Genomic DNA, 21,706 nt, shown 5'->3' with positions numbered 1-21,706 from the left:
TAAAACAGGACCTAATTACAATTTGTTCCTGTTGTGTTCTATTGGTGTTTTGCCCCGAATGTCAAGAAAACCTGATATTGGCCGGATGTTTGAGGCAACCTTGATCAGAACAGATCAGAGACCGACTTGGTTGCTGAGTCCCACCAGCTTTCTTCGGTACGCTCAGGGCCGGTACCGTCACCGCCAACCAGAAGGTCGTAGGATTCGCTGTAATACTCACTGCCCGGGAAGTTATGGCCCAGTACAGCAGCGGTACGCTTTGCCTCACCCTCAAGACCCAGCGCAAGATAGCATTCGGTCAAACGTGCCAGTGCCTCGGGTACGTGCGTGGTGGTCTGATAGGTTTCTATGACCGATTTGAAGCGATTGATCGCAGCCAGAAATTCCTGGCGATCCTGATAATAGCGACCGACGCTCATTTCCTTGCCGGCAAGGTGATCGACCGTCAGGTCTTTTTTCAGCTTGGCGTCGCGGGAATATTTGCTGTCAGGGAAACGACGGATAACATCATCAAGCGCATCCATCGCATGCTGGGTCATCTGCTGATCGCGACCGACATCGGAAATCTGTTCGTAATAGGACAATGCCTTGAGATAATAGGCATAGGGCACATCGGGGTTTGCCGGGTGCAACGAGATGAAGCGATCAAGTGCGTTGATGGCATCATCATATTTGTTGTCCTGATAGTACGAATAAGCCGACATCAGGGTCGCCTTGGTCGCCCAGACAGAATAGGGATGCTGGCGTTCGACTTCGTCAAACGCCTTTGCGGCCTTCTGATATTCCTTGGCATCAAGAAGGTCCTGCGCACCATTATACAGTTCGGAAACCGGACGTTCGATATATTCCGGTGCCTCATTGCTTGAGCAGGCAGCAAGCAGAATGGCCATGCCACAAGTTGCAATGATCTGTTTGGCGCGAACGGTACTAAGCACTGGGACCTATCCTTGAATTTTGTGACGCACTCACGAGAAAATCCGGCGGACTATATCATGTGAAGGGCGTGGTTGGGCAAGTAGTTGTGTCGCCAAATAACGACTTTTATGTGTGCCTGCGGTCATGTGCGTTGATCTGCGTTCAGAAATTAGCCCGACCAAACAAAAATGGCGACCCGTTGGGCCGCCATTTACGATTGATCTGGTATCTGTCGCCAATGCTTTAAGGCGAAATCAGGCGGTCGCCAGAACCGGGGCCGCAACACCGTGCAGCGCGGTTTTGGGCATCGGGACAACCTGATAGGCGGTCTCGTCTGCCAGCAACGCCTGAAGCAGCAGGTTGTTAACATGGTGACCGGACTTATAGGCGGTTACCTTGCCCTGAAGCTGCAAGCCAGCGGTATAAAGATCGCCCAGCGCATCAAGAATCTTGTGACGCACGAATTCGTCTTCGTAGCGCAGGCCTTCTTCGTTCATGACTTCGTCGCCCGACAGCACAACAGCATTGTCAAGCGAGCCGCCACGGGCCAGACCCGCAGAGCGCATAGCTTCGACTTCGTGCAGGAAGCCAAAGGTGCGCGCACGCGAGATATTGGCAACGAAAACGCCATCATCGAATTTGACATTCATGCGCTGGTTGGCAATCGCCTTGCTGGCAAAGTCGATTTCAAAGTCGATTTCAAAACCGTGGCCGGGCTCAACACGTGCGGTGCAGCCGTTATATTCGACTTCAACCGGTTTCAGGACTTCGATGACCTGACGCGGGGCATTCTGTTCTTCGATGCCAACGCAATCGATCAGGAAATTGAACGGTGCGGAGCTGCCATCCATTACCGGAACTTCGTCGGCATCAATATCGATCAGGACGTTATCAATGCGCGATCCGGCAAGGGCGGCCATCAGATGTTCGATGGTTCCGATCTTGATGCCTTTGGAAGCATCGCCAAGGCAGGTGCATAGACGGGTATCGATCACGCCATCGTAACGTGCCGGGAATAACGGCTGGTCTTCCAGATCCGTGCGGCGAAATACGATGCCATGATTTACCGGGGCAGGGTGCAATGTGATCCGGATCTTGTGACCCGAATGCAGTCCGACGCCCGCACAGCCGATGGACGATTTCAATGTGCGCTGACGCACATAATCGTCATCGGAAACGCCTGTCTGCGCGAAAGCAGAACTAAGGTCGGAAATGTTGTTCACAGGAACCCCCAAATCAGGTTTGTCAGGTTGTCATCAATCATGGTCGAAGTCGTTTGCAGGGCTGGAACCCTCACTTCGTTAGCTTCAGACACTACAGAGGTTGTGACAATCACTCAAATCACTCTTTGTTACGCTTTGTAAATCATTCGAATTTAAAAAAATATGTTTATAAAACAATCTATTATCGTGATTTTTCCGATTTGTGAAACAGGGTCGTGAAACATTTCTGTTCACAATCATCGCGCCCGGACGTCAGTGGAAATTGTCCACCTATAAAAAAAGGGAAGGCCCCCAGGCCTTCCCTTTCTTCGCGCGGAGATCGTCGTCAGTTTGCCTGACGACGAAGGAAGGCCGGAATTTCAAGAAGGTCGTCAGACGCACCCTGCGCCTTGCCCCGGGAAGCGGGCTCCTTCTTCATGACAGATGCACTGTCTTCGCCAAGGGGCATCTCGGTCTGACGCGGTGCCGGTGCTTGCGGCTGCGAGACTTTCGGTTCCACATGCTGGTGTGGTTCCCTGACGGTTTTGTTTTTGCCAAACAGGCTGCTCAGGACCGAACGCGGCGATGTTGCGTTCTGAGCGTCGGCCGCTTCGAATACGTCCGGGCTGTGATTGACCTGTTCTGCTTCACCCGGTGAAACAGCGCGCGGCGGAATGAAAGCCATGTCGCCATTGCTGTTGGCTTTTTCCATCGGCTTGTTGGCACGCAGAACCGGTTTCGGTTTCAGAACCGTCTGGCCCATTTCAATGGAACCGGTTTCGTGGGCTTCGGCCTGATGGCTCAGTTCCGGCTGCTGTGCGCTGCCGGTTGCGGCAAAACGTTCTGCCGGAATGTGATCAATTGATGCACCACCGGCATAGTCGCCGGTTGCTGCCGGGGAAGTAGTTTCAGCAACGCTTGCGGCTGCATTTGCCGCGCCGTGTTGACCAAAGGACGGCATGGCCGGTTTTTCCATCGGCTGGGCTGCTTTGGGCTGGGCAACGGAAACGGTGGTCGGCTGCGGGCGGCGTACTTCTTCGGCGTCGATGCCCGTGGCAACCACAGAAACGCGCAGTGCGCCTTCGATGGTCGGATCAAAGGTCGAACCAAAGATGATGTTGGCTTCCGAAGCGACTTCTTCGCGAATACGGTTCGCGGCTTCGTCAACTTCATAAAGAGCCATATCCATGCCGCCGGTGATGTTGATCAGGACAGCACGTGCGCCCTTCATCGATGCATCTTCGAGAAGCGGATTTGCAATGGCAGCCTCGGCAGCTTCAAGTGCGCGTTTTTCGCCGGTTGCTTCGCCGGTACCCATCATGGCTTTGCCCATCTCGCTCATCACAGTGCGAATATCAGCAAAGTCGAGGTTCACAAGACCCGGAACCATCATAAGGTCGGTAATCGAACGAACACCGTTGCGCAGAACGTCGTCAGCCATCTGGAAGGCATCTGCAAAGGTGGTTTTTTCATTCGCAACCCGGAACAGGTTCTGGTTCGGAATGATGATCAGGGTATCAACATACTGCTGAAGCTGTTCAATGCCCTGTTCGGCGGTACGCATACGGCGCGTGCCTTCGAAATGGAACGGCTTGGTAACAACACCAACGGTCAGGATGCCAGCCTCTTTGGCGGCACGTGCGATGACCGGGGCGGCACCGGTACCCGTACCACCGCCCATACCGGCGGTGATGAATACCATGTGGCTGCCTTCAAGCTGTGCCTGAATGTCTTCGATGGATTCTTCGGCGGCGGCACTGCCCGCATCGGGACGTGCGCCTGCACCAAGACCCTGGGTAATCTTGCGGCCAAGCTGCATCTTGCGCGTGGCTTTGCTTTGGGTCAGGGCTTGTGAATCGGTGTTGGCTACAACAAAGTCACATCCTTCGAGTTCGGATGCGATCATATTGTTAACGGCGTTGCCGCCGGCGCCGCCGACACCAATTACGGTGATCTTCGGCTTAAGGTTTTCTTCCGTTTCAGGAACGGAAAAATTGATTGTACTCATTGTTTGCTCTTCCTCTCCGCGCTTTAGAGCTTAAAGATCACACAAGCCTTCCCTTTGCCTGTGTGTGCCCGAAATGCTTCGGACACAAAGACCTCCGAGTCCGTTTTAGCGGGCAAAGAGTTATTGGCTTGTTAATGCGCGGAAAAGTTTTCGAAAAAATGCAGAAAAAAATGCACTTGTTTTCGGAAACTGCCAGTTTCCGGCGAACAGGGCGTTCGCCGGTGCTGAAAACTAGAAGTTTTCCTTGAACCAGGCACCAAGACGCCCCCAGCGTCCACCTGACTGATGGATTGATGCCATGGCTTCGCTGAGCGGGTCGTTCTGTTGTTCCACCGCACGCAGCAGAAGGCCTGCACAGGCTGAGAATGCCGGGCCTGCGGTGGCTTCGGCAAGGCCTGTAACGCCATGCGGGTGGGCGACAGTTGCCGGACGTTCGAACATCTGGTTTGCCAGATCGGCAATGGCATTGAGCTGGCTGGCACCACCGGTAAGCACGATGCTGCGCCCGCCAATCTGGGTCAGACCATGTTCTTCAAGCTGATCGCGAATCAACTCAAAGGTTTCCTCAAGGCGCGGCTTGATGATGTTGATCAGCATCGAGCGCGGAACGTGATTGAAGTTGTTCTCGTCCTCGTCACCAATGATCGGAACGGCAAGGATTTCCTGATCATCTGACGGCGAGGTCAGCGCACTGCCATGCAGTGTCTTCATCCGTTCGGCATGATTAAGCGACGTGTTCAGCCCATAGGCGATATCACGTGTCACATGCGCGCCACCGACCGGGATCGAGGTGGTGTAAATCACCTGACCGCCGTTAAAGACAGCAACGCTTGTCGTGCCTGCCCCCATATCAATGACGGTTGCGCCCAGTTCGCGCTGATCCGGTGTCAGGGCCGACAGACCCGATGCAAGCGGGGTGACGACGGTTTCTTCAATCGCAAGGTGGCAACGGCCAAGCAATGTATCAAGATTGCGTAGCGGTGCTGTCTGGGTACGGACAAAATGCAGATCCAGACCAAGCGTTGATCCATACATACCGCGCGGATCATTCATCGAACTCGCACCATCAAGGCGGAAACCAAGCGGCACCGTATGGATCAGTTCATCGCCAGCCTGACGGAGCAGGGCTTCTTTCTGGTCATTCAGCTTCCTGATTTCCAGATTGCCGATCGGGCGGGAACCAAGGGGCAGTTCAACCGTATGGGTTTCCGATTCCGGACGGCCACCAGAAAGGTTCACAATGACCGATTCGATGGTTTGACCGGCCATCTTTTCCGCCGCGTTTACCGCAGCCAGAACGACTTCCTGGGCGGCATCAAGATTTGCGATCGATCCGCTTTGCAGGCCCTTGGACATGTTGTGTCCGATGCCGATGATTTTCGGCGGATGGTCCTTTTCGCGTCGCGCAATGAAACAGCAGACCTTGGACGTACCGATGTCCAAAGCTGCAATCAATCCTGATCTGGTTTTGCCGCGTGCCAATTTAGTGCTCTGAATTCTTCTAAAGTTATTGGGGACAGGCGGACCTGCCCTACCTTATTAAGCCCGTTTTCCACCATAAGCGGTTGCAAATTGGTTAAGGCTGTATCGAGTGTGCCGCATAGCGGTCCTGTTTTCTCGGAAATGTCAGACTTTAGCGGGGCAGTAGCTGGCATCGCATCTTCCTGATGCGATCAATAGCCTGTCACCCGGCAGGCTTGCGATCCGCCCCCTGTCTGGCGCGTCAATCAGTCCTGATCGGTGATGGCGGGCGGTCGTTCTAGACCGCTCCCTCCTTCTTTGGGGGATTGCGGCGATTTTCCGCCGCCCCGGGTGTCAGGCGAACAAAGGTTCGATCTGGCAAGCGCAGATCAACAATCAATACATCGCGTTCAAGCAGGTCATGCTGACGAACAAGCGTCTCAAGGCGTTGCCAGGCCTTGTCCATGTCGTGTTCGGGCAGGCGAATGAACATGCCGTTTGACAGCTGAATGTTCCAGCGACGATGACCAATGCGCTGTGCGCCGGTGACCATGCCGTAAAGATCGGGAATGCTTTGAATGGTCTGAAGCATTTCGGCCGCATGTTGCGGGGCATCATCGCCAACCAGAACCGGCAGATCAAGATAATCGCCAAGCTCATAGTTCTGAAGTTGCTCGCCATCGCCATCAATCAGAACGTGCCCGCGGTCTTCGGTTTGCCAAAGCGCAAGCGGTTTGCGTTCAACAATCGACACGATCAGCGTATCGGGCAACTGGCGTTCGACAGTGGCTGTACGCACCCATGACAGTTGTTCGATGCGTTCACGCGCGGCATCAACATCAAATGTTATGATCGGCGTGCCGGGCTTTTGCCCGATGGCGGCCAGCAGCGCATTGGTATCGGTTTTTTCGCGTCCCGATACTTCGATATTTTTGACCGTCATGCCCAGTTCAGCCGACAGGCGAACACTTTCGTCCTGACCGATGGCAATCCATTTGTCAGCCTTGCCAGTATACCAAAGTGCTGCCGGTATGATGGTGATTGCCCCGACAAATCCCGTCCACCACATGACGCGGGCAACCCGTTTAAGGTTGGAGGCAATGCCATGCTTTTTATCAAGCTTTTCGCGGCGTTCGCGGGCCTGTTCTTCAAGCGTGCCAATCGTGCCTAGCGTTCGCATGAAGCATCCTCCACCATCCATGCAACGATATCGGCAAAGCTCATGCCGTCATGACGTGCCGCATCGGGAACCAGTGAGGTCGGCGTCATGCCCGGCTGGGTGTTGATTTCAAGGATCGCCAGCCGATCCTGTTCCGGGTCATAGCGGAAGTCAGCACGTGCAACGCCACGGCACCCAAGCGCACGATAGGCTTCTTCTGCATGGCGTTGCAGGCGGTCGCGCAGGTCACTGTGAATGTCGGCTGGTACGATATGTTCGGACCCGCCCTGGGCATATTTGGATTCAAAATCGTAAAAGGCATGATTGCCCGTCAGGATTTCAATGACTTCCATCGCCTTGCCATCCTTGACGGCAACAGTCATTTCACGGCCGGGAATGAATTCTTCCTGCATGATGCCGTCGCCATGGACCCAGTCACGCGCCAGCATGTTCTGTTCTTCTTCAGGGGTGAGGATGATTTCAACCCCGACAGATGACCCTTCATTGTTGGGTTTAAGAACATAGGGCGGTGGCAGTGCCTTGCCATTGGCGATATCACCACGCGTGACCCAGACATGGCGGGCACAGGGAATTTCATATTCGGCAAACATTGCCTTTGCCGACATTTTATCCATGGCAATCGCCGATGCACGCACGCCTGAATGGGTATAGGGAATGTTCAGAATTTCAAGCAGCCCCTGAACCGCACCGTCTTCGCCCCAGCGACCATGCAGGGCGTTGAAAATCACATCCGGTTTGGGATCAATAGCGGTCAGCTGACCGGCAAGATCACGGGTGGCGTCAATTTCGGTGACGTCATATCCCTTTTCGCGCAGCGCCTTGGCGCATTCGCGCCCCGAAGACAGGGATACTTCACGTTCTGCTGACCAACCGCCCAGAATGACAGCGACATGTTTGCTCATGCGTCTTTTCCTATGATCGAGTGGCCAAGGCGTTCACCAATGCGCCGGATTTCCCAGCGCAGCTCAACGCCGCTATGTTGTTTAACCCGTCTGCGGACTTCATCGCCCAGCTGCTCAAGATCAAGGGCGGTGGCATCACCGGTATTGATCATGAAATTGCAATGCTGTTCGGACATCTGCGCGCCACCGATGGTAAGGCCACGGCACCCGGCGGCATCAATGACCTCCCAGGCGCGATCGGGCAGCGGATTGGCAAATGTCGATCCGCCGGTGCGTGACTTGATCGGTTGCGATCCGGAACGGGCTTCTGCGATTTCATCCATGCGCTTGGCGATATCGGCGGGATCCCCCGGCGTTCCACGCAAGATGGCGGATGTGAAAATCCAGTCTTCGGGCAGATCGCAGTGACGATAAGACATGCCCATTTCATCGGGGGTGACGGTATGAGTCGTGCCCTTGCCGTCAATGGCGGTGGCAGAAATCAGCACATCCTTGATTTCGCTGCCATAGGCACCTGCATTCATGCGAAGTGCGCCACCAATCGTACCCGGAATGCCCGACAGGAATTCAAGACCGGCGATGCCAGCCTGCTGGGCGACCTGCGCGACGTTAAGATCAAGCGCACCGGCCCCGACATGCAGATCGCCATCCTTGACGACGGCGTCGGTAAACGGACGGCCAAGTCGAATGACAGCGCCGCGAATACCACCATCCCGAACGAGAAGGTTTGATCCGACGCCGATCACAGTCACCGGCATGTCGTCGGGTTTTCCCCTAAGGAAGTCGGCAAGATCGGCTTCGTCGGCCGGGCGGAACATCACATCGGCCGGACCGCCAACCTGAAACCAGGTGACCTTGGCCAATTGCGCGCCTTCACGCAGCTTGCCCCGAACCTTGGGCAGGCGGTCGATCAGTGGCGTGTGGTGTCCCGGCGTGCTCATGCGTCTCTCAGTTCTTCAGGGCTTCGAGTTGTGCGGGCAGGGCATTGGCCCATGCGCTGATGGATCCGGCACCAAGGCAGACCACAAGGTCACCCGGTTTGGCATCCTGTGCGATGATCTCGGCAAGCTTGTCCGGTCCTTCAAGGGCGCTGACATGGCGGTGGCCACGGTTGCGCAATCCTTCGACCAGTGCATCACGCGATGCGCCTTCAATCGGGCTTTCGCCTGCTTCATAGACATCGGCGACAATGACGCTGTCGGCATCGTTAAAGCAGGTGCAGAAATCTTCAAACAGATCATGCAGGCGCGAATAGCGATGCGGCTGTACAACAGCAATGACGTTATTCTGTGTGGCCTGACGGGCAGCTTTCAGCACGGCCTTGATTTCGACCGGGTGGTGACCGTAATCGTCAATGATGGTCACGCCATCGACTTCTCCGGTCTTGGTGAAGCGGCGCTTGACACCGGTAAAGCCGTCAAAGGCTGATACGATCTTTTCGTCCGGAATGCCGAGTTCAAGCGCAACCGTGATTGCGGCAAGCGAGTTCGAAACGTTGTGATCGCCAACCATCGGCAGGCGGACATCCCTGATCACGCGTTCTTCGCTATCGACGCGTTCGCGGATGACAACATCAAAGATGCTTTCGCCAATATTGGTACGCACATTGACCGCGCGCACATCAGCCTGCGGCGAGAAACCGAATGTAAAGATGCGGCGATCCGTCACCTTGCCAATCAGGGCCTGAACTTCGGGATGGTCAATGCACAGAACGGCAAAGCCATAGAACGGAATGTTCTGAACGAAGTTCTTGAAGGCCTCGCGCAGCTGATCGAAATCTTTCCAGTGGTCCAGATGTTCAGGATCAATATTGGTCACAACCGAAATGGTCGACGGGACTTTGACAAAGGTACCATCAGACTCATCGGCCTCGACCACCATCCAGTCACCTTCGCCAAGGCGCGCATTGGTGCCATACGAATTGATGATCCCGCCATTGATCACGGTCGGATCAAGCCCGGCGGCATCAAGCATGGTTGCAACCAGCGAGGTCGTCGTGGTTTTACCATGTGTGCCGCCAATGGCAATTGCGGCCTTAAGGCGCATGAGTTCGGCCAGCATTTCAGCGCGGCGGACCACCGGGATCATTTCGGCGCGCGCGGCAACGACTTCGGGATTGCTGGCTTTGACCGCTGTGGAAATCACAACCACCTTGGCGTCCTGGATATTCGATCCCTGATGACCGACAAAAACCTTGATGCCAAGATCGCGCAGGCGCTGGACATTGGCATTGTCAGAGATATCCGATCCCTGAACCGAATAGCCAAGGTTATGGAGAATTTCGGCAATACCGGACATGCCGATGCCACCAATACCGACAAAGTGGATGGTGCCGATGTTGAGCGGCAGGGTGTTCATTGCATGTCTCCTCATACCTTTTGGGGGTCTTTGCCCATGTTCTCGTTATTCGGGCTTCCGGCCGGGTTCAGTCCCAGCATATCAAGCACCATATCGGCCAGCCGTTCGGCAGCATTGGCGCGACCGCTGCTTTTGGCGGCCTTTGCGGCGCACGTCAAGGCCGCGGGATTGGTTAAAAGTTTCGCCAGCCGTTCTGAAACCAGTTCGCTGGTAAAGCGATCCTGTGGCAGCAACCATGCGCCACCGGCCTCTTCGACCTGCTGGGCATTAAAACGTTGATGATCATCAATGGCATGGGGCAGGGGAACCAGAAAACCCGGACGTCCCGCCGCCGTCAGTTCGGCAACTGTTGATGCCCCGGATCGTGCAATCACCAGATGACAGTCCCGCAATTTTTCCGGAATGTCGTTGATGAAGGATGCCAGGGTCACGTCAATCATCGAGCCATCATAGGTCTCGCGCACTGCATCGATATCCTCGTCGCGGGCTTGCTGGGTGACATGAAGGCGTTTGCGAATGTCTTCGGGCAGACTGACCAACGCATCTGGAAGAACTTCGGAAAGAATACGCGCGCCCTGTGAACCACCAGTGATCAAAAGTCGGATCGGGCCGTCGCTTTCCGGGGCGTGATACTCGCTAACGGCAAGGGCTGCGACTTCGGCACGCACAGGGTTGCCCGTCCAGATCACCTTGGCTTCGTCGCTTGGTGCGATCATGGTGACTTTGGCAAAGGATGTTGCAATGCGTTCGGCATGGCTCGCCACCAGTCGGTTCGCCCGGCCAAGAACCGCGTTCTGTTCGTGAATGGCATAGGGGATCCCAAGCCACTTGGCCGACATGGTTGCCGGGATCGAGGCATAACCGCCAAAGCCGATAACAGCGGCGGGCTTTGCCTTCTTGATCAGAGAGCGCGCCTTAAGCGTGCCAAGCCCCAGACGAAGTGCCCCGGTCAGACGTCCCTTGATGCCTTTGCCGGCAATGCCACCTGCGGGAAGGATGATGGTCTCGACACCTTCAACGCCCTCGGTATAGCGTGCTGCGCGGGCATCGGTAAAAAACAGTACCCTCGCGCCACGTCGAACCAGTGATTTGGACAAGGCAACAGCGGGGAACATATGACCGCCGGTTCCGCCTGACGTCACAGCAATCACCTGACCCGCAAGCGGGGTCTCGGAGGCGGAAATATCAAGTTTTGTGAAGTCAGTCATCTTGTCCACATCTAAAACGACACAGCACCGGGGAGACCCCGGACAGTTCCCCCCATCAGAACCCGACAAAGGTTAATATCCCTTCAAACCGGGAATGGAATAAGGTCGGATTTTGTCGTTTTGATGCAGAAATTTCAGTTCAGGCAAAAGAACCATTGATACGCAGCTATTCGCCCGGACGTTTACGGGTGAGCGCAAGAACAAACCCCATGCCAATCGCAATACCGATGGTGGCCGAACCGCCATAGGAAACGAATGGCAAGGTCATGCCTTTGGGCGGCACAAGTTGCAGGGTCGATGCCATATTGATCACGGCCTGCAGGCCGAACTGAACCAGAATGCCGCTTACAGCCAGCACCACAAACAGGTTGCGTTCCCCCATCAGGCGCGAAAGCCCGCGCATGATGATAAAGGTAAAGACACCCACCACCAGCACGCAGAACAGCAATCCGAATTCCTCGCCAGCCACGGCAAAGATAAAGTCGGAATGGGCATCCGGGATGGAGTTCTTGACCCAGCCTTCACCGGGGCCACGCCCCATGACGCCGCCACTCATGAAGGCTTCCATGGATCGTTCGATCTGATAGTTGTCACCCGATGCCGGATCAAGGAAGCGGTCCACACGTGACTGAACGTGCGGCAAGATCAGATAGGCACTAACAGCAAGGCCAACGGCGCCAAGCCCGAGACAGAACACCAGAATGATCGGAAGACCAGCCAGGAAAATCTGTACGGACCAGATCGAGGTCACAACTACCGTCTGACCAAAGTCGGGCTGGATCATCAACAGGAAAATACAAACTGCGAGCATCAAACAGCTGACGATATAGCCCGGAAAGTTCGGGTTCAGACGACCTTCGGCGAACATCCATGCAACGACAACTGCAAAGGCGGGTTTCAGGAATTCGGATGGTTGCAGGTTAATTCCCGCAACGTTGATCCAGCGCACCGCACCCTTGATGTCAGAACCGATAAACGGGGTGATGATCAAAAGGAAAATCACACCTAAAAACATGACGGATGCCAGTCGTCTGACCCATTTCACCGGCAAAAGTGAAATGCCAAACATACAGACGACCGCCATGCCAAGGAACACGAACTGGCGGGTCACAAAGTGGAAGCTGTCGACATTGATGCGGTCAGCCACCGGCGGGCTTGCCGACATGACCAGAAGCGCGCCGATCCCCATCAACAGAATGATTGCGGCCAGCAACCAGCGATCAACGGTCCACCACCAGATGCCCAGAACAGACGTGTCTGCACGTGAAAAGGCGATGTTGGTGTTGTTTCCAAACAGGGACTTCATGCGCCGACCTTCCCGGATGCGTTGGCATTGGCCAACTGGGAATACAGATCGCGGAATGCATCGCCGCGGGCTTCAAAGCTTTTGAACTGGTCAAAGGATGCGCAGGCCGGGGTCAGCATCACCACAGGTGCGTCATCGCCACCGGATCGGGCGTCGTTAAAGGCGGCGTTTGTTGCCACATCAAGGGTTTTGCATTTTTCCCATGACACATCGCCATCAAGGGTCGCGGCAAAGGCATCAGCGGCCTCGCCGATCAGATAGGCCTTTTTGATATGAGGATAAAACTCCTCAAGACCGTTGATCCCGCCTTCTTTTGGTTTGCCACCAACAATCCAGTAGATGTTCTGATAGGCTGACAGTGCCTTTGCCGATGCTTCGGCGTTGGTCGCTTTGCTGTCATTGACGAAGATGACATTCCCGATGCTGCCCAACCGTTCCTGACGATGTGCAAGACCCGGGAAGGTCATGATGCCGTCAATGATGCGCGTTGCATCAACACCGCGTGCCCGGCACAGGCCATAGGCAAAGGCAATATTTTGCCAGTTATGTTTGCCCGGCATGTGTGTGACCATCGCAAGATCAAGGAGCGGTGTTGCAGCACCGCTAAGATCATCAATCAGCCAGCCATTTTCATCAACATAGATGCCATGATCGACCGGGTTTTTGACCGAAACTTCGATGATATGGCGTCCGCCTTCGCGGGCAAGCTCAACCGCCATCTTGGCACATGGTTCATCATCAACGGAAATGATCGCCCATTTGGGGCCCTTGTTCCGGGCAAAGATCTGGCGTTTCGCACCGATATAGCCATCCATTCCGCCGTGACGATCCAGATGGTCCGGCGTGATGTTCAAAAGCGCACAAGCGTCAAACGCGGCATGCTCAAGAAGATCAAGCTGATAGGACGACAGTTCTAGAACAAGGCAGTCATCAGCGGTCGCCGGATCAAGACCAAGGGCTGCATTGCCCAGATTGCCGCCAGCCTGGGTTTTGATCCCGGCATTCGCAATGATATGAGCGGTCAGTGCCGTCGTCGTTGATTTGCCATTGGTACCGGTGATCGCCAGTGTCGGGACGTCCGGCTGTGCGGTGCATAGCAACTCGACATCGCAAATGATCGGCTTGCCTGCCCGGCGGGCCTTTTCGGCGGCGGGATGCGGGGTCGGAAAGGTCGACGGAATGCCGGGGCTAATGACCAGCATGTCGGGTTCGGCCCAATCGCATTCGGCCAGATTGATCGGCGCAAGGCCAAGCGGTTCAAGCAGTTCGCGACCGTGCGCGTTATCATCCCATGCCCAGACAATGGCACCTGAATTGATCAACGCTTTTACGCTGGCCAGTCCGGACTTCCCCAGACCCAGTACCGCAACGGTTTTGCCGCGCAGATGCGAAAGATCAATCACGATAGGGCATCCTTACCGGAGTTTCAGGGTGGCAAGGCCGACAAGGGCCAGAATCACTGCAATGATCCAGAAACGGATCACGATGGTCGGTTCCTGCCAGCCTTTTTTCTCGAAATGGTGATGAAGCGGTGCCATGCGGAACACGCGCTTGCCTGTCAGCTTGAATGACCCGACCTGAATGATCACAGAAAGGGTCTCAAGAACAAACAGGCCGCCAATAATTGCCAGAACCAGTTCGTGTTTGGTGACGACCGAAACTGCGCCCAGCGCACCGCCAAGGGCAAGCGACCCGGTATCTCCCATAAACACCATTGCAGGCGGGGCGTTGTACCACAGGAAGCCAAGGCCTGCCCCGACAAGGGCACCAAGGAAGATGGTCAGCTCGCCTGATCCGGCGACATAATGGACCTGAAGATATTCGGCGAATTGAATGTTACCGATCAGATAGGTGATCAGGGCAAAGCTTGCCGCTGCAATCATCACTGGTACGATGGCCAATCCGTCAAGACCATCCGTCAGGTTGACCGAGTTTGATGCGCCGACCATGACAAACATCGCAAACGGCACAAAGAACCAGCCAAGATCGAGCAGGAAATTCTTGAAGAACGGGAAGGCCAGCGCCGTCGAAAGCGGATCTGCGGTGTTATAGGAAATCCACCATGCTGCAAGGGCCGCAATTGAAAACTGGCCCAGCAATTTGAGTTTGCCCGGAAGGCCCTTGGTGTTTTTCTTGGAGACCTTGAGGTAATCGTCAAGAAAACCAAGGAAGCCATACCCGATGGTGACCAGCAAAACCGCCCAGACATAGGCATTGGTCAAATCAGCCCAAAGCAGGGTTGCAATCGATGTCGAGAGCAACAGCAAAAGCCCGCCCATGGTCGGCGTGCCTTTTTTCGTCAGAAGGTGACTTTCCGGACCATCTTCACGGATCGGCTGTCCTTCGCTTTGCTTGGAACGCAACCAGTTGATCAGGGACGGACCCAGCACAAATGCAAGGATCAGCGATGTAATGATCGCACCGCCCGTCCGGAAGGTAATGTACCGAAACAGGTTTAATACCGGCATCTGATCAGACAGTTGATAAAGCAGATTATAGAGCATTGCTCTGGTCGTTCCTTCTGCGACTTAATCCTGTACGGTTGTGGACTTTTCCACCACGCCACATGATTTTAGGGCCGATACAATTTTCGAAACGTAAATGCCAAGCGATCCTTTGACCAAAACCACGTCACCGGCGCGTAAATCGGCCTTGATCGGCTTGATCGCGTCTTCGGCGGTGTCAAAATGACCGGCATTGCGTTCAGCGGGCAGGGTTTTATCCAGTTCGGCCATCAACGGGCCGACCGAATACACCCGGTCAATTTCCATTGCGGTCAGGGGATGGTGCAGATCGGCATGCATGCGGATCGCATCGTCACCCAGTTCGCGCATATCACCGACAACGGCGATCTTGCGACCACCTTCTCCAGGTCTGCTTTGTGCCAGAACCTTGATCCCGGCCATCATCGATGTCGGATTGGCGTTATAGGCATCATCAATCAGGGTAAACGTGCCGTCGCCTGACGGAACCTTGACCGTCGAGATTTCGCCACGCCCGGAAGGCGGGGTGACATCGGCCAGATCCTGTGCCGCGCGCAGCGGGTCTGCGCCAATCGCATCCACACAGCCCAGAACCGCAAGAGAATTGAGAACCCAGTGTTCGCCCGGACAGCCAATGAAATATTCAAGATCGCGGCCACCAACACGGGCACGTACAGCACTGCCATCGGTGACAATATTGGCTTCAAACAGGCGATAATTGGCCATCGCGTCGGTGCCAAAGCATTTGATGTTGCTCAGGCCAAGTTCCTTGGCGCGACGTGCGAGGGCGAAATAATGCATGTTGTCGCGGTTCAGAACCACGACGCCATCGGACTCAAGACCGTCAAAGATTTCAGCCTTTGCCATGGCAATTTCGGCTTCGTCCTTGAAGAACTCGGTATGGGCACCGACCACGGTGGTGATCAGGGCAACGGACGGTTTGACCATCTTGACCAGCGGGCTGATTTCGCCGGGATGGTTCATGCCGATTTCAAACACACCGTATTGTGCGTCAACCGGAAGCGTCGCCAGACTGATAGGCACGCCCCAATGGTTGTTGAAGCTTGCCGGGCTTGCATGGGTTTTTCCTTGCTGGGAAAGCACGTATTTGAGTGCTTCCTTGGTCCCGGTCTTGCCGACGCTGCCAGTAATGGCGACGATTTTGGCATTGCTGCGCGCACGTCCGGCGAGGCCAAGTCGTACCAGCGCATCAAGGGTGTCATCAACCAGAAGGACTTTGTCGGTGTCGATGATGCCCGCAGCATCCGATACCATCACGGCACTTGCTCCGGCATCAAGGGAGGCTTGCGCAAATTTGTGGCCGTCGAAGTTCGGGCCTTTAAGCGCGATGAAAAGATCACCCTTGCTGACTTTTCGGCTGTCAATCGAGATGCCGGATACCGACCAGTTACCGGTCGTTTTGCCACCGGTTGCGGTTTCGGCATCTTTCGCCGTCCATAAAACAGCCTTCGTCATAACGTCACTTTCATTTCGCTCAGGCCGTCACGGCCAGCGTGCCGTAACGGGAATTCAGGTCAGTTGCCGCCAGCAAGGATGCTGCGGGCAACGGATGCATCATCAAACGGAAGGACCGTATCACCGATAATTTGGCCTCTTTCATGGCCTTTTCCGGCAATAATAAGGACATCGTTGCGTTGCAGGATGCCAATGCCGCGTTTGATGGCCTCTGCCCGGTCGGCGATCTCGACGGCACCTTCGCATTTCGCCTTGATGGCGGCGCGAATAAGGGCGGGGTCTTCGCTGCGCGGGTTGTCATCGGTGATGATGGCGATATCGGCAAAATCATGCGCGACCTGGCCCATTATCGGGCGCTTGCCCGTGTCACGGTCTCCGCCGGCACCAAATACACAAACGATGCGGCCTTTGCAATGCGGACGAACCGCCTTGATCACGGTTTCAAGCGCGTCCGGTGTGTGGGCGTAATCGACAAAGACCGGGGCACCGAAACTTGTCTTGCCAACCAGCTCAAGACGACCGCGAACACCCTCAAGTTTTTCAAGGGCAAGGACGGCCTGATCAATATCGGCACCCGATGCCACCACGATGGAAAGGGCGGCAAGCGCGTTCATGACCTGGAAGCTGCCCATCAGCGGCAAATGCACGTTGTATTCGCCCTTGTTGGCCAGAAGGGTGATCTTGGTGCCGGTGCTGTCAGGTGTTGCTTTGACAAGTTTGATGTCATCGGCATTCTGACCATAGGACAGAATATTCACGCCGCGCTTTTCACACATCTTTTTAAGAAGGGCGAACTGTTCGACATCTGCATTAAGAACCGCTGTGCCATCGGCAACCAGAAGGTCGGAGAACAGGCGTGCCTTGGCGGCAAAGTATTTTTCAAACGTGCCATGATAATCAAGGTGGTCGCGCGACAGGTTGGTAAAGGCCGCGACGGTTACCTTCACGCCGTCAAGACGATACTGGTCAAGCCCGTGTGAGCTGGCCTCCATTGCCACATGGGTGACACCGATACCCGACATTTCATCAAGGCTCTGGTGAAGGGCAACCGGATCAGGCGTGGTGAGCGATCCCGGGATTTTTGCACCCGCTGCACGAATGCCAAGCGTTCCGATCGAACCTGACATATTGCCAAGGATCGTCCAAAGCTGTTCGGTGAAGATCGCCGTTGATGTCTTGCCGTTCGTCCCGGTAATTGCCGCGATGTTTGCCGGTTGCTTGCCATAGAAACGGGCAGCAAGCTGTGCATAGCGTTTGCGCGGATTTTCCACCGGGATCAGGGGAACCGTTGCGGCGACCGGTCTGGGGGTTCCATCCTTTGCCAGAATGGCGGCCGCACCAAGTTTGATCGCATCAGCGATATATTTGGAGCCGTCGTCGCGGGCACCGGACAGGGCGGCAAACATATAGCCATCCTTCACGGTGCGTGAGTCTGCTGTCAGGCCCGTGATGTTCGGGTCCTGTCCTTCGGCATGTTTCAATGCCGCTTGATCACCTGCCATGAGCTCAGAAAGACGCAAGTTTGCGTTCCCCCTTGCGAAGTTCGATCTGCAGCGCTTGCTCAATCTCCGGCGCCTTCGCATTCGCCGGTTCAATGCCCAGAAGGGGAGCAATACGTGTCACAACCTTGCCAACCGCAGGGGCGGACACCCAACCTGCTGTGGCAAATCCATAAGTTTCTTTGGTGCCTTTGGGCTCGTCTAACGTCACCAGAACAACATATTTCGGGTCCTGCATCGGGAAGGCGGCGACAAAGGTCGACATGCGGGCGTTCTTGACGTAGCGCCCGTTCACAAGTTTCTCCGAGGTGCCGGTTTTCCCGCCAAGGAAGTAACCTGCGACTTCGGCTTTTTTGCCCGATCCTTCGGTTACAACCAGTCGCATGAGGCGACGCAGCAGTTCCGAAGTTTTCTGGGAAAACACACGTTCGCCTGCCGGTGCACCATCCTGCTTAAGGATGGTTGACGGGCGGCGGATACCACCATTGACGATGGTTGAAATGCCGTTGACAACCTGAAGCGGGGTGACCGCAAGACCATGACCGAACGAAATCGTCATGGTGTTGACTTCGCGCCAGGGATTGGGGATCAGAGGCCCGCCGACCTCGGGGAGCTCGATCTCGGGTTTGTCGAGCATGCCAAGCTTTTTGAGGTACTTTTTCTGCGCCTCGCCACCAAAAGCCATCGCCATGCGTGCAGAACCGATGTTCGAGCTGTGCACCAGAATTTCCGGTACAGTCAGCCAGCGGTTTTCACCATGGTAATCACGGATCGAGAAGCGGGCGATGCGCAGCGGCTCGGTCGCGTCATAAACGGAATTCAGGTTGGATGTGCCGGTTTCAAGCGCGATGGCGGTGTTAAACAGCTTGAACACCGAGCCCATTTCATACACGCCAAGGGTCGAGCGGTTAAACCGCGCATCCGCCGGTGCCTGACCCGGACGGTGCGGATCAAAGTTCGGAAGCGAGGTCATCGCGATCACTTCACCGGTATAGACATCCATGACAAGACCCGCAGCACCAATCGCACTATAGGTTTCCATCGCCTTTTCGACTTCTTCATCAAGCGCGAACTGCACGCGGGTATCAAGCGAAAGCTGGAGCGGACCGTTATTGATTCGCAGTTCGTTATCGAACTTGCGTTCTGCACCGGCGATGCCGTTATTGTCGATGTCGGTAAAGCCCAAAACGTGGGAGAACAGGCGCCCATGCGGGTAAACGCGGCGTTCTTCGCGCTGGAAATTCAACCCCGGAATACCAAGCGAGTTAACTTCATATTGCTGTTCCGGCGTAAGGTTACGGCGCAACCAGACGAATGCCTTGCGCGAACTCAGGTGCCGGATCAGCGTGTCGCGATCCAGATCGGGCAGGACGGTCAGCAACAGATCGGCCGAGGCAACCGGGTCCTTGACCACACGGGCATCGGCATAAAGCGAATTGGTTGGAAGATCGGTCGCCAGCAGCAGGCCATTGCGATCAACAATGTCGGCGCGCTCGGTCTTGAGTTCGCGCGTGTCGGTTCCCGATGCCAGTGCTGGTTCATTGCCCTGACGCAGCACGGATGCATCGACCAGACCATATGTGATCCACGAAAACCCGATGATGAACATGGCACCGGTGATGAAAATACGGTTGCGTGCCGTTTCAAGGGCAAGACGTTCTCGCTGGTCCGGGCCAAGTTCCGGACGATCACCACGCAGCCAGTATGAGAACCGGGTAAAGCTCATTGTGCTCCTCCGGTATTTGTGGCGACGGACGGTGCATCAACAATCATGCTTTCTGCCGCCTCGGCATAGGCACGGCTGCCCGGGCGCGGGCGCGGGGTTGGCATGAAGGCAACGGCTTCGCCAAACTTGTCGATACGGTACTGATGCATGTCGGACACTTCTGGCAGGTCGTCGATGCTTGCCATCTGGAGAACCTGGATCTGATCAAGGCTCAGATATTCTTTCGACAGACGCTCAATCCGTTCGGGATTGTTCAGGTAGCTCCATTCGGCTTCAAGTACGTGGATGCTTTCCTGTTCGGCCAGAATGTCCGACTGGATCTCGGCGTAATGCTTTTCAAGGCGCTCGACTTCGTGACTGACCCAATAAGTGCCAGCACCAATCAGAATGGTCAGGAACAGGCCAATGATCGTGACAGCACGGGTCATTTCCGGCCTCCCTGCGTGGTTGCAGGTTGCTCATTGCGGGCAACGGCGCGCAGTTTTGCGGATCGGGCGCGCGGATTGGCACGGATTTCGTCTTTTTGACCGGTGACGGCTTTTCGCGTGATGGTCGTAAAGGTCGGAATGGCGACTTCCGGTTCGCCGGGCAGGCGACGTGACATTTTTCTGGGGTCGCCTGAACGCGCCTTCATGAATGTTTTGACCTGACGATCTTCGAGCGAATGGAACGTCACAATCACCAGACGTCCACCGGGCTTCAGAAGTGTCTCGGCTGCATCCATTGCGCGTTCAAGTTCGCCAAGCTCGTCATTTACATAAATGCGCAATGCCTGAAACGTCCGGGTTGCCGGATCAATGCCGTCCTTGGACTTGCGCACGACAGAGCGTACAGCACGGGCAAGCTGGGATGTCGTGGCAAAGGGCTCTTCTGCGCGCATTTCGATGATTTTGCGCGCAACCTTGCGCGATGCCCGTTCTTCGCCATAGCGATAGATGACATTGGCAATGTCTTCTTCCTCGGCAGTGTTGACGAAGTCTGCGGCTGTTGGGCCGGACATCGACATGCGCATGTCAAGCGGGCCATCTTCACGGAACGAAAAACCGCGATCAGCCTGATCAAGCTGCATCGAGGAAACACCGATATCAAGAACGATACCGTCGACCTGTTCAGGCCCCGCAGCCGGGATCAAACGTCCCATATCACCAAAGCAACCTTCGACCATATGGAACCGGCCGTCATACTCGGCTTCAAGCTTTTTGCCTGTTGCGACCGCTGTCGGGTCGCGATCAATGCCATAGAGTTCGCACTTCGCGGAATCAAGAATGGCGCGGGAATAACCGCCTGCGCCAAAGGTACCATCGACCATGATTTCCCCGTCAGCCGGTGCAAGGGCTTCAAGCACCTCGCGCAGCAGGACCGGTTTGTGCGGACGGTCTTCAGTGGCAAAACTGATATCCTTGTCGCTCATGATGCGTCCTCCTCGTTCGGGGCGCCGGGACGTGCGCCTTTGGGGAGTTCGGACACTGGTTTGAGCTTAAGCGTCGCACCACGGTTGAGCGTGCGGGTCCGGCTGGCTTCTTGCAGGGGCTTGAAGATGTCAGGGTTCCACAGGCGGAAGGTGCGACCACGGCCGACAAAGGCGACCTGATCTTCGATACGGGCAAATTCGATCAATTCAGCGGGAAGAATGATCCGGCCTTCGCCGTCGTAAGGAAGCATATGCGAGGAGCCAAGGATGGTGTCAGCCAGATCGTCGGCCTCGTCAGAGAACATATCAAGTTCGTCAAGCGATGCGGCGATGCGCTCCATATGGCTGTGGCTGCAACCTTCGAGCGCGCTTTCCTTGTGGGATTGATACAGGTAGATGCCGGCGAATTCTTCCGGCTCAAGGGCCGCACGGAACCGTTTGGGGACGGATACGCGTCCCTTCCGGTCCAGCTTGTGAATGTGCGTCCCTGTGAACAGCACTTCGCCATTCCCCTGATCAAAAAATCCGATTTCAAAACACGGTCTGAAACGGTCGGTTCAATGACCGGTCG

Annotated in this window: 18 protein-coding genes; all 18 read right to left on the bottom strand. The window is 55.5% G+C overall.

What is annotated here, in order from left to right; genetic code table 11:
* Nucleotides 1–104 precede the first annotated feature (104 nt).
* The 18 genes from TH30_RS18445 to TH30_RS18360 all read right to left on the bottom strand — a co-directional run bounded on the left by TH30_RS18445 (nucleotide 105) and on the right by TH30_RS18360 (nucleotide 21,635).
* Entirely contained in the window at nucleotides 105–890 is a 786-nt protein-coding gene (locus tag TH30_RS18445; protein ID WP_404969467.1) for an outer membrane protein assembly factor BamD, read from the bottom strand.
* Between the two features lie 279 nt (nucleotides 891–1,169).
* Entirely contained in the window at nucleotides 1,170–2,138 is a 969-nt protein-coding gene (gene lpxC, locus TH30_RS18440; RefSeq protein WP_114099576.1) for a UDP-3-O-acyl-N-acetylglucosamine deacetylase, read from the bottom strand.
* Between the two features lie 325 nt (nucleotides 2,139–2,463).
* Nucleotides 2,464–4,125, bottom strand: coding sequence for a cell division protein FtsZ (gene ftsZ / locus TH30_RS18435; RefSeq protein ID WP_114099575.1), 1,662 nt, complete (start codon nucleotides 4,123–4,125; stop codon nucleotides 2,464–2,466).
* Between the two features lie 231 nt (nucleotides 4,126–4,356).
* Entirely contained in the window at nucleotides 4,357–5,607 is a 1,251-nt protein-coding gene (gene ftsA / locus TH30_RS18430; RefSeq protein ID WP_114099574.1) for a cell division protein FtsA, read from the bottom strand.
* A 277-nt stretch (nucleotides 5,608–5,884) separates the two neighbouring features.
* Nucleotides 5,885–6,766 (bottom strand): cell division protein FtsQ/DivIB, encoded by an 882-nt coding sequence (locus TH30_RS18425; RefSeq protein ID WP_258548790.1) that lies wholly within the window; start codon nucleotides 6,764–6,766, stop codon nucleotides 5,885–5,887.
* Nucleotides 6,754–7,668, bottom strand: coding sequence for a D-alanine--D-alanine ligase (locus TH30_RS18420; protein ID WP_114099573.1), 915 nt, complete (start codon nucleotides 7,666–7,668; stop codon nucleotides 6,754–6,756). Before TH30_RS18420 ends, TH30_RS18425 begins: the two co-directional genes overlap by 13 nt.
* Nucleotides 7,665–8,609 carry a UDP-N-acetylmuramate dehydrogenase gene (gene murB / locus TH30_RS18415; RefSeq protein ID WP_114099572.1) on the bottom strand — a complete coding sequence of 315 codons (945 nt, stop codon included), beginning with the start codon at nucleotides 8,607–8,609 and terminating at the stop codon, nucleotides 7,665–7,667. Before murB ends, TH30_RS18420 begins: the two co-directional genes overlap by 4 nt.
* Before the next feature lie 7 nt (nucleotides 8,610–8,616).
* On the bottom strand, nucleotides 8,617–10,026 hold the full coding sequence (gene murC, locus TH30_RS18410) for a UDP-N-acetylmuramate--L-alanine ligase (protein ID WP_114099571.1): 1,410 nt from the start codon (nucleotides 10,024–10,026) through the stop codon (nucleotides 8,617–8,619).
* Between the two features lie 11 nt (nucleotides 10,027–10,037).
* Entirely contained in the window at nucleotides 10,038–11,234 is a 1,197-nt protein-coding gene (gene murG, locus TH30_RS18405; protein ID WP_114099570.1) for an undecaprenyldiphospho-muramoylpentapeptide beta-N-acetylglucosaminyltransferase, read from the bottom strand.
* Between the two features lie 166 nt (nucleotides 11,235–11,400).
* On the bottom strand, nucleotides 11,401–12,540 hold the full coding sequence (ftsW, locus tag TH30_RS18400) for a putative lipid II flippase FtsW (protein WP_114099569.1): 1,140 nt from the start codon (nucleotides 12,538–12,540) through the stop codon (nucleotides 11,401–11,403).
* Nucleotides 12,537–13,943, bottom strand: coding sequence for a UDP-N-acetylmuramoyl-L-alanine--D-glutamate ligase (gene murD, locus TH30_RS18395; RefSeq protein WP_114099568.1), 1,407 nt, complete (start codon nucleotides 13,941–13,943; stop codon nucleotides 12,537–12,539). The genes ftsW and murD overlap by 4 nt, the downstream gene beginning before the upstream one ends.
* Before the next feature lie 12 nt (nucleotides 13,944–13,955).
* On the bottom strand, nucleotides 13,956–15,044 hold the full coding sequence (gene mraY, locus TH30_RS18390) for a phospho-N-acetylmuramoyl-pentapeptide-transferase (RefSeq protein WP_114099567.1): 1,089 nt from the start codon (nucleotides 15,042–15,044) through the stop codon (nucleotides 13,956–13,958).
* Between the two features lie 24 nt (nucleotides 15,045–15,068).
* Nucleotides 15,069–16,499, bottom strand: a complete 1,431-nt coding sequence (locus TH30_RS18385; RefSeq protein WP_114099566.1) for a UDP-N-acetylmuramoyl-tripeptide--D-alanyl-D-alanine ligase — start codon at nucleotides 16,497–16,499, stop codon at nucleotides 15,069–15,071.
* A 59-nt stretch (nucleotides 16,500–16,558) separates the two neighbouring features.
* Nucleotides 16,559–18,019 (bottom strand): UDP-N-acetylmuramoyl-L-alanyl-D-glutamate--2,6-diaminopimelate ligase, encoded by a 1,461-nt coding sequence (locus tag TH30_RS18380; protein WP_114099565.1) that lies wholly within the window; start codon nucleotides 18,017–18,019, stop codon nucleotides 16,559–16,561.
* Nucleotides 18,006–19,724 carry a peptidoglycan D,D-transpeptidase FtsI family protein gene (locus TH30_RS18375; RefSeq protein ID WP_114099564.1) on the bottom strand — a complete coding sequence of 573 codons (1,719 nt, stop codon included), beginning with the start codon at nucleotides 19,722–19,724 and terminating at the stop codon, nucleotides 18,006–18,008. Before TH30_RS18375 ends, TH30_RS18380 begins: the two co-directional genes overlap by 14 nt.
* Nucleotides 19,721–20,152, bottom strand: a complete 432-nt coding sequence (ftsL, locus tag TH30_RS18370; RefSeq protein WP_114099563.1) for a cell division protein FtsL — start codon at nucleotides 20,150–20,152, stop codon at nucleotides 19,721–19,723. The genes TH30_RS18375 and ftsL overlap by 4 nt, the downstream gene beginning before the upstream one ends.
* On the bottom strand, nucleotides 20,149–21,135 hold the full coding sequence (gene rsmH, locus TH30_RS18365; RefSeq protein ID WP_114099562.1) for a 16S rRNA (cytosine(1402)-N(4))-methyltransferase RsmH: 987 nt from the start codon (nucleotides 21,133–21,135) through the stop codon (nucleotides 20,149–20,151). The genes ftsL and rsmH overlap by 4 nt, the downstream gene beginning before the upstream one ends.
* On the bottom strand, nucleotides 21,132–21,635 hold the full coding sequence (locus tag TH30_RS18360) for a division/cell wall cluster transcriptional repressor MraZ (protein ID WP_114099561.1): 504 nt from the start codon (nucleotides 21,633–21,635) through the stop codon (nucleotides 21,132–21,134). The genes rsmH and TH30_RS18360 overlap by 4 nt, the downstream gene beginning before the upstream one ends.
* Nucleotides 21,636–21,706 lie beyond the last annotated feature (71 nt).

The organism is Thalassospira profundimaris, assembly GCF_003326795.1.
GTDB lineage: Bacteria > Pseudomonadota > Alphaproteobacteria > Rhodospirillales > Thalassospiraceae > Thalassospira > Thalassospira profundimaris_C.
This window is presented reverse-complemented; position numbering and strand designations above follow the sequence as displayed.

Bases quoted from the DNA above. Each gene is read 5' to 3' on its own strand.
- TH30_RS18445 (WP_404969467.1), bottom strand. From the start codon at position 890: ATGGCCATTCTGCTTGCTGCCTGCTCAAGCAATGAGGCACCGGAATAT.
- ftsZ (WP_114099575.1), bottom strand. From the start codon at position 4,125: ATGAGTACAATCAATTTTTCCGTTCCTGAAACGGAAGAAAACCTTAAG.
- TH30_RS18425 (WP_258548790.1), bottom strand. From the start codon at position 6,766: ATGCGAACGCTAGGCACGATTGGCACGCTTGAAGAACAGGCCCGCGAA.
- TH30_RS18420 (WP_114099573.1), bottom strand. From the start codon at position 7,668: ATGAGCAAACATGTCGCTGTCATTCTGGGCGGTTGGTCAGCAGAACGT.
- murB (WP_114099572.1), bottom strand. From the start codon at position 8,609: ATGAGCACGCCGGGACACCACACGCCACTGATCGACCGCCTGCCCAAG.
- murC (WP_114099571.1), bottom strand. From the start codon at position 10,026: ATGAACACCCTGCCGCTCAACATCGGCACCATCCACTTTGTCGGTATT.
- murG (WP_114099570.1), bottom strand. From the start codon at position 11,234: ATGACTGACTTCACAAAACTTGATATTTCCGCCTCCGAGACCCCGCTT.
- ftsW (WP_114099569.1), bottom strand. From the start codon at position 12,540: ATGAAGTCCCTGTTTGGAAACAACACCAACATCGCCTTTTCACGTGCA.
- mraY (WP_114099567.1), bottom strand. From the start codon at position 15,044: ATGCTCTATAATCTGCTTTATCAACTGTCTGATCAGATGCCGGTATTA.
- TH30_RS18385 (WP_114099566.1), bottom strand. From the start codon at position 16,499: ATGACGAAGGCTGTTTTATGGACGGCGAAAGATGCCGAAACCGCAACC.
- TH30_RS18375 (WP_114099564.1), bottom strand. From the start codon at position 19,724: ATGAGCTTTACCCGGTTCTCATACTGGCTGCGTGGTGATCGTCCGGAA.
- ftsL (WP_114099563.1), bottom strand. From the start codon at position 20,152: ATGACCCGTGCTGTCACGATCATTGGCCTGTTCCTGACCATTCTGATT.
- rsmH (WP_114099562.1), bottom strand. From the start codon at position 21,135: ATGAGCGACAAGGATATCAGTTTTGCCACTGAAGACCGTCCGCACAAA.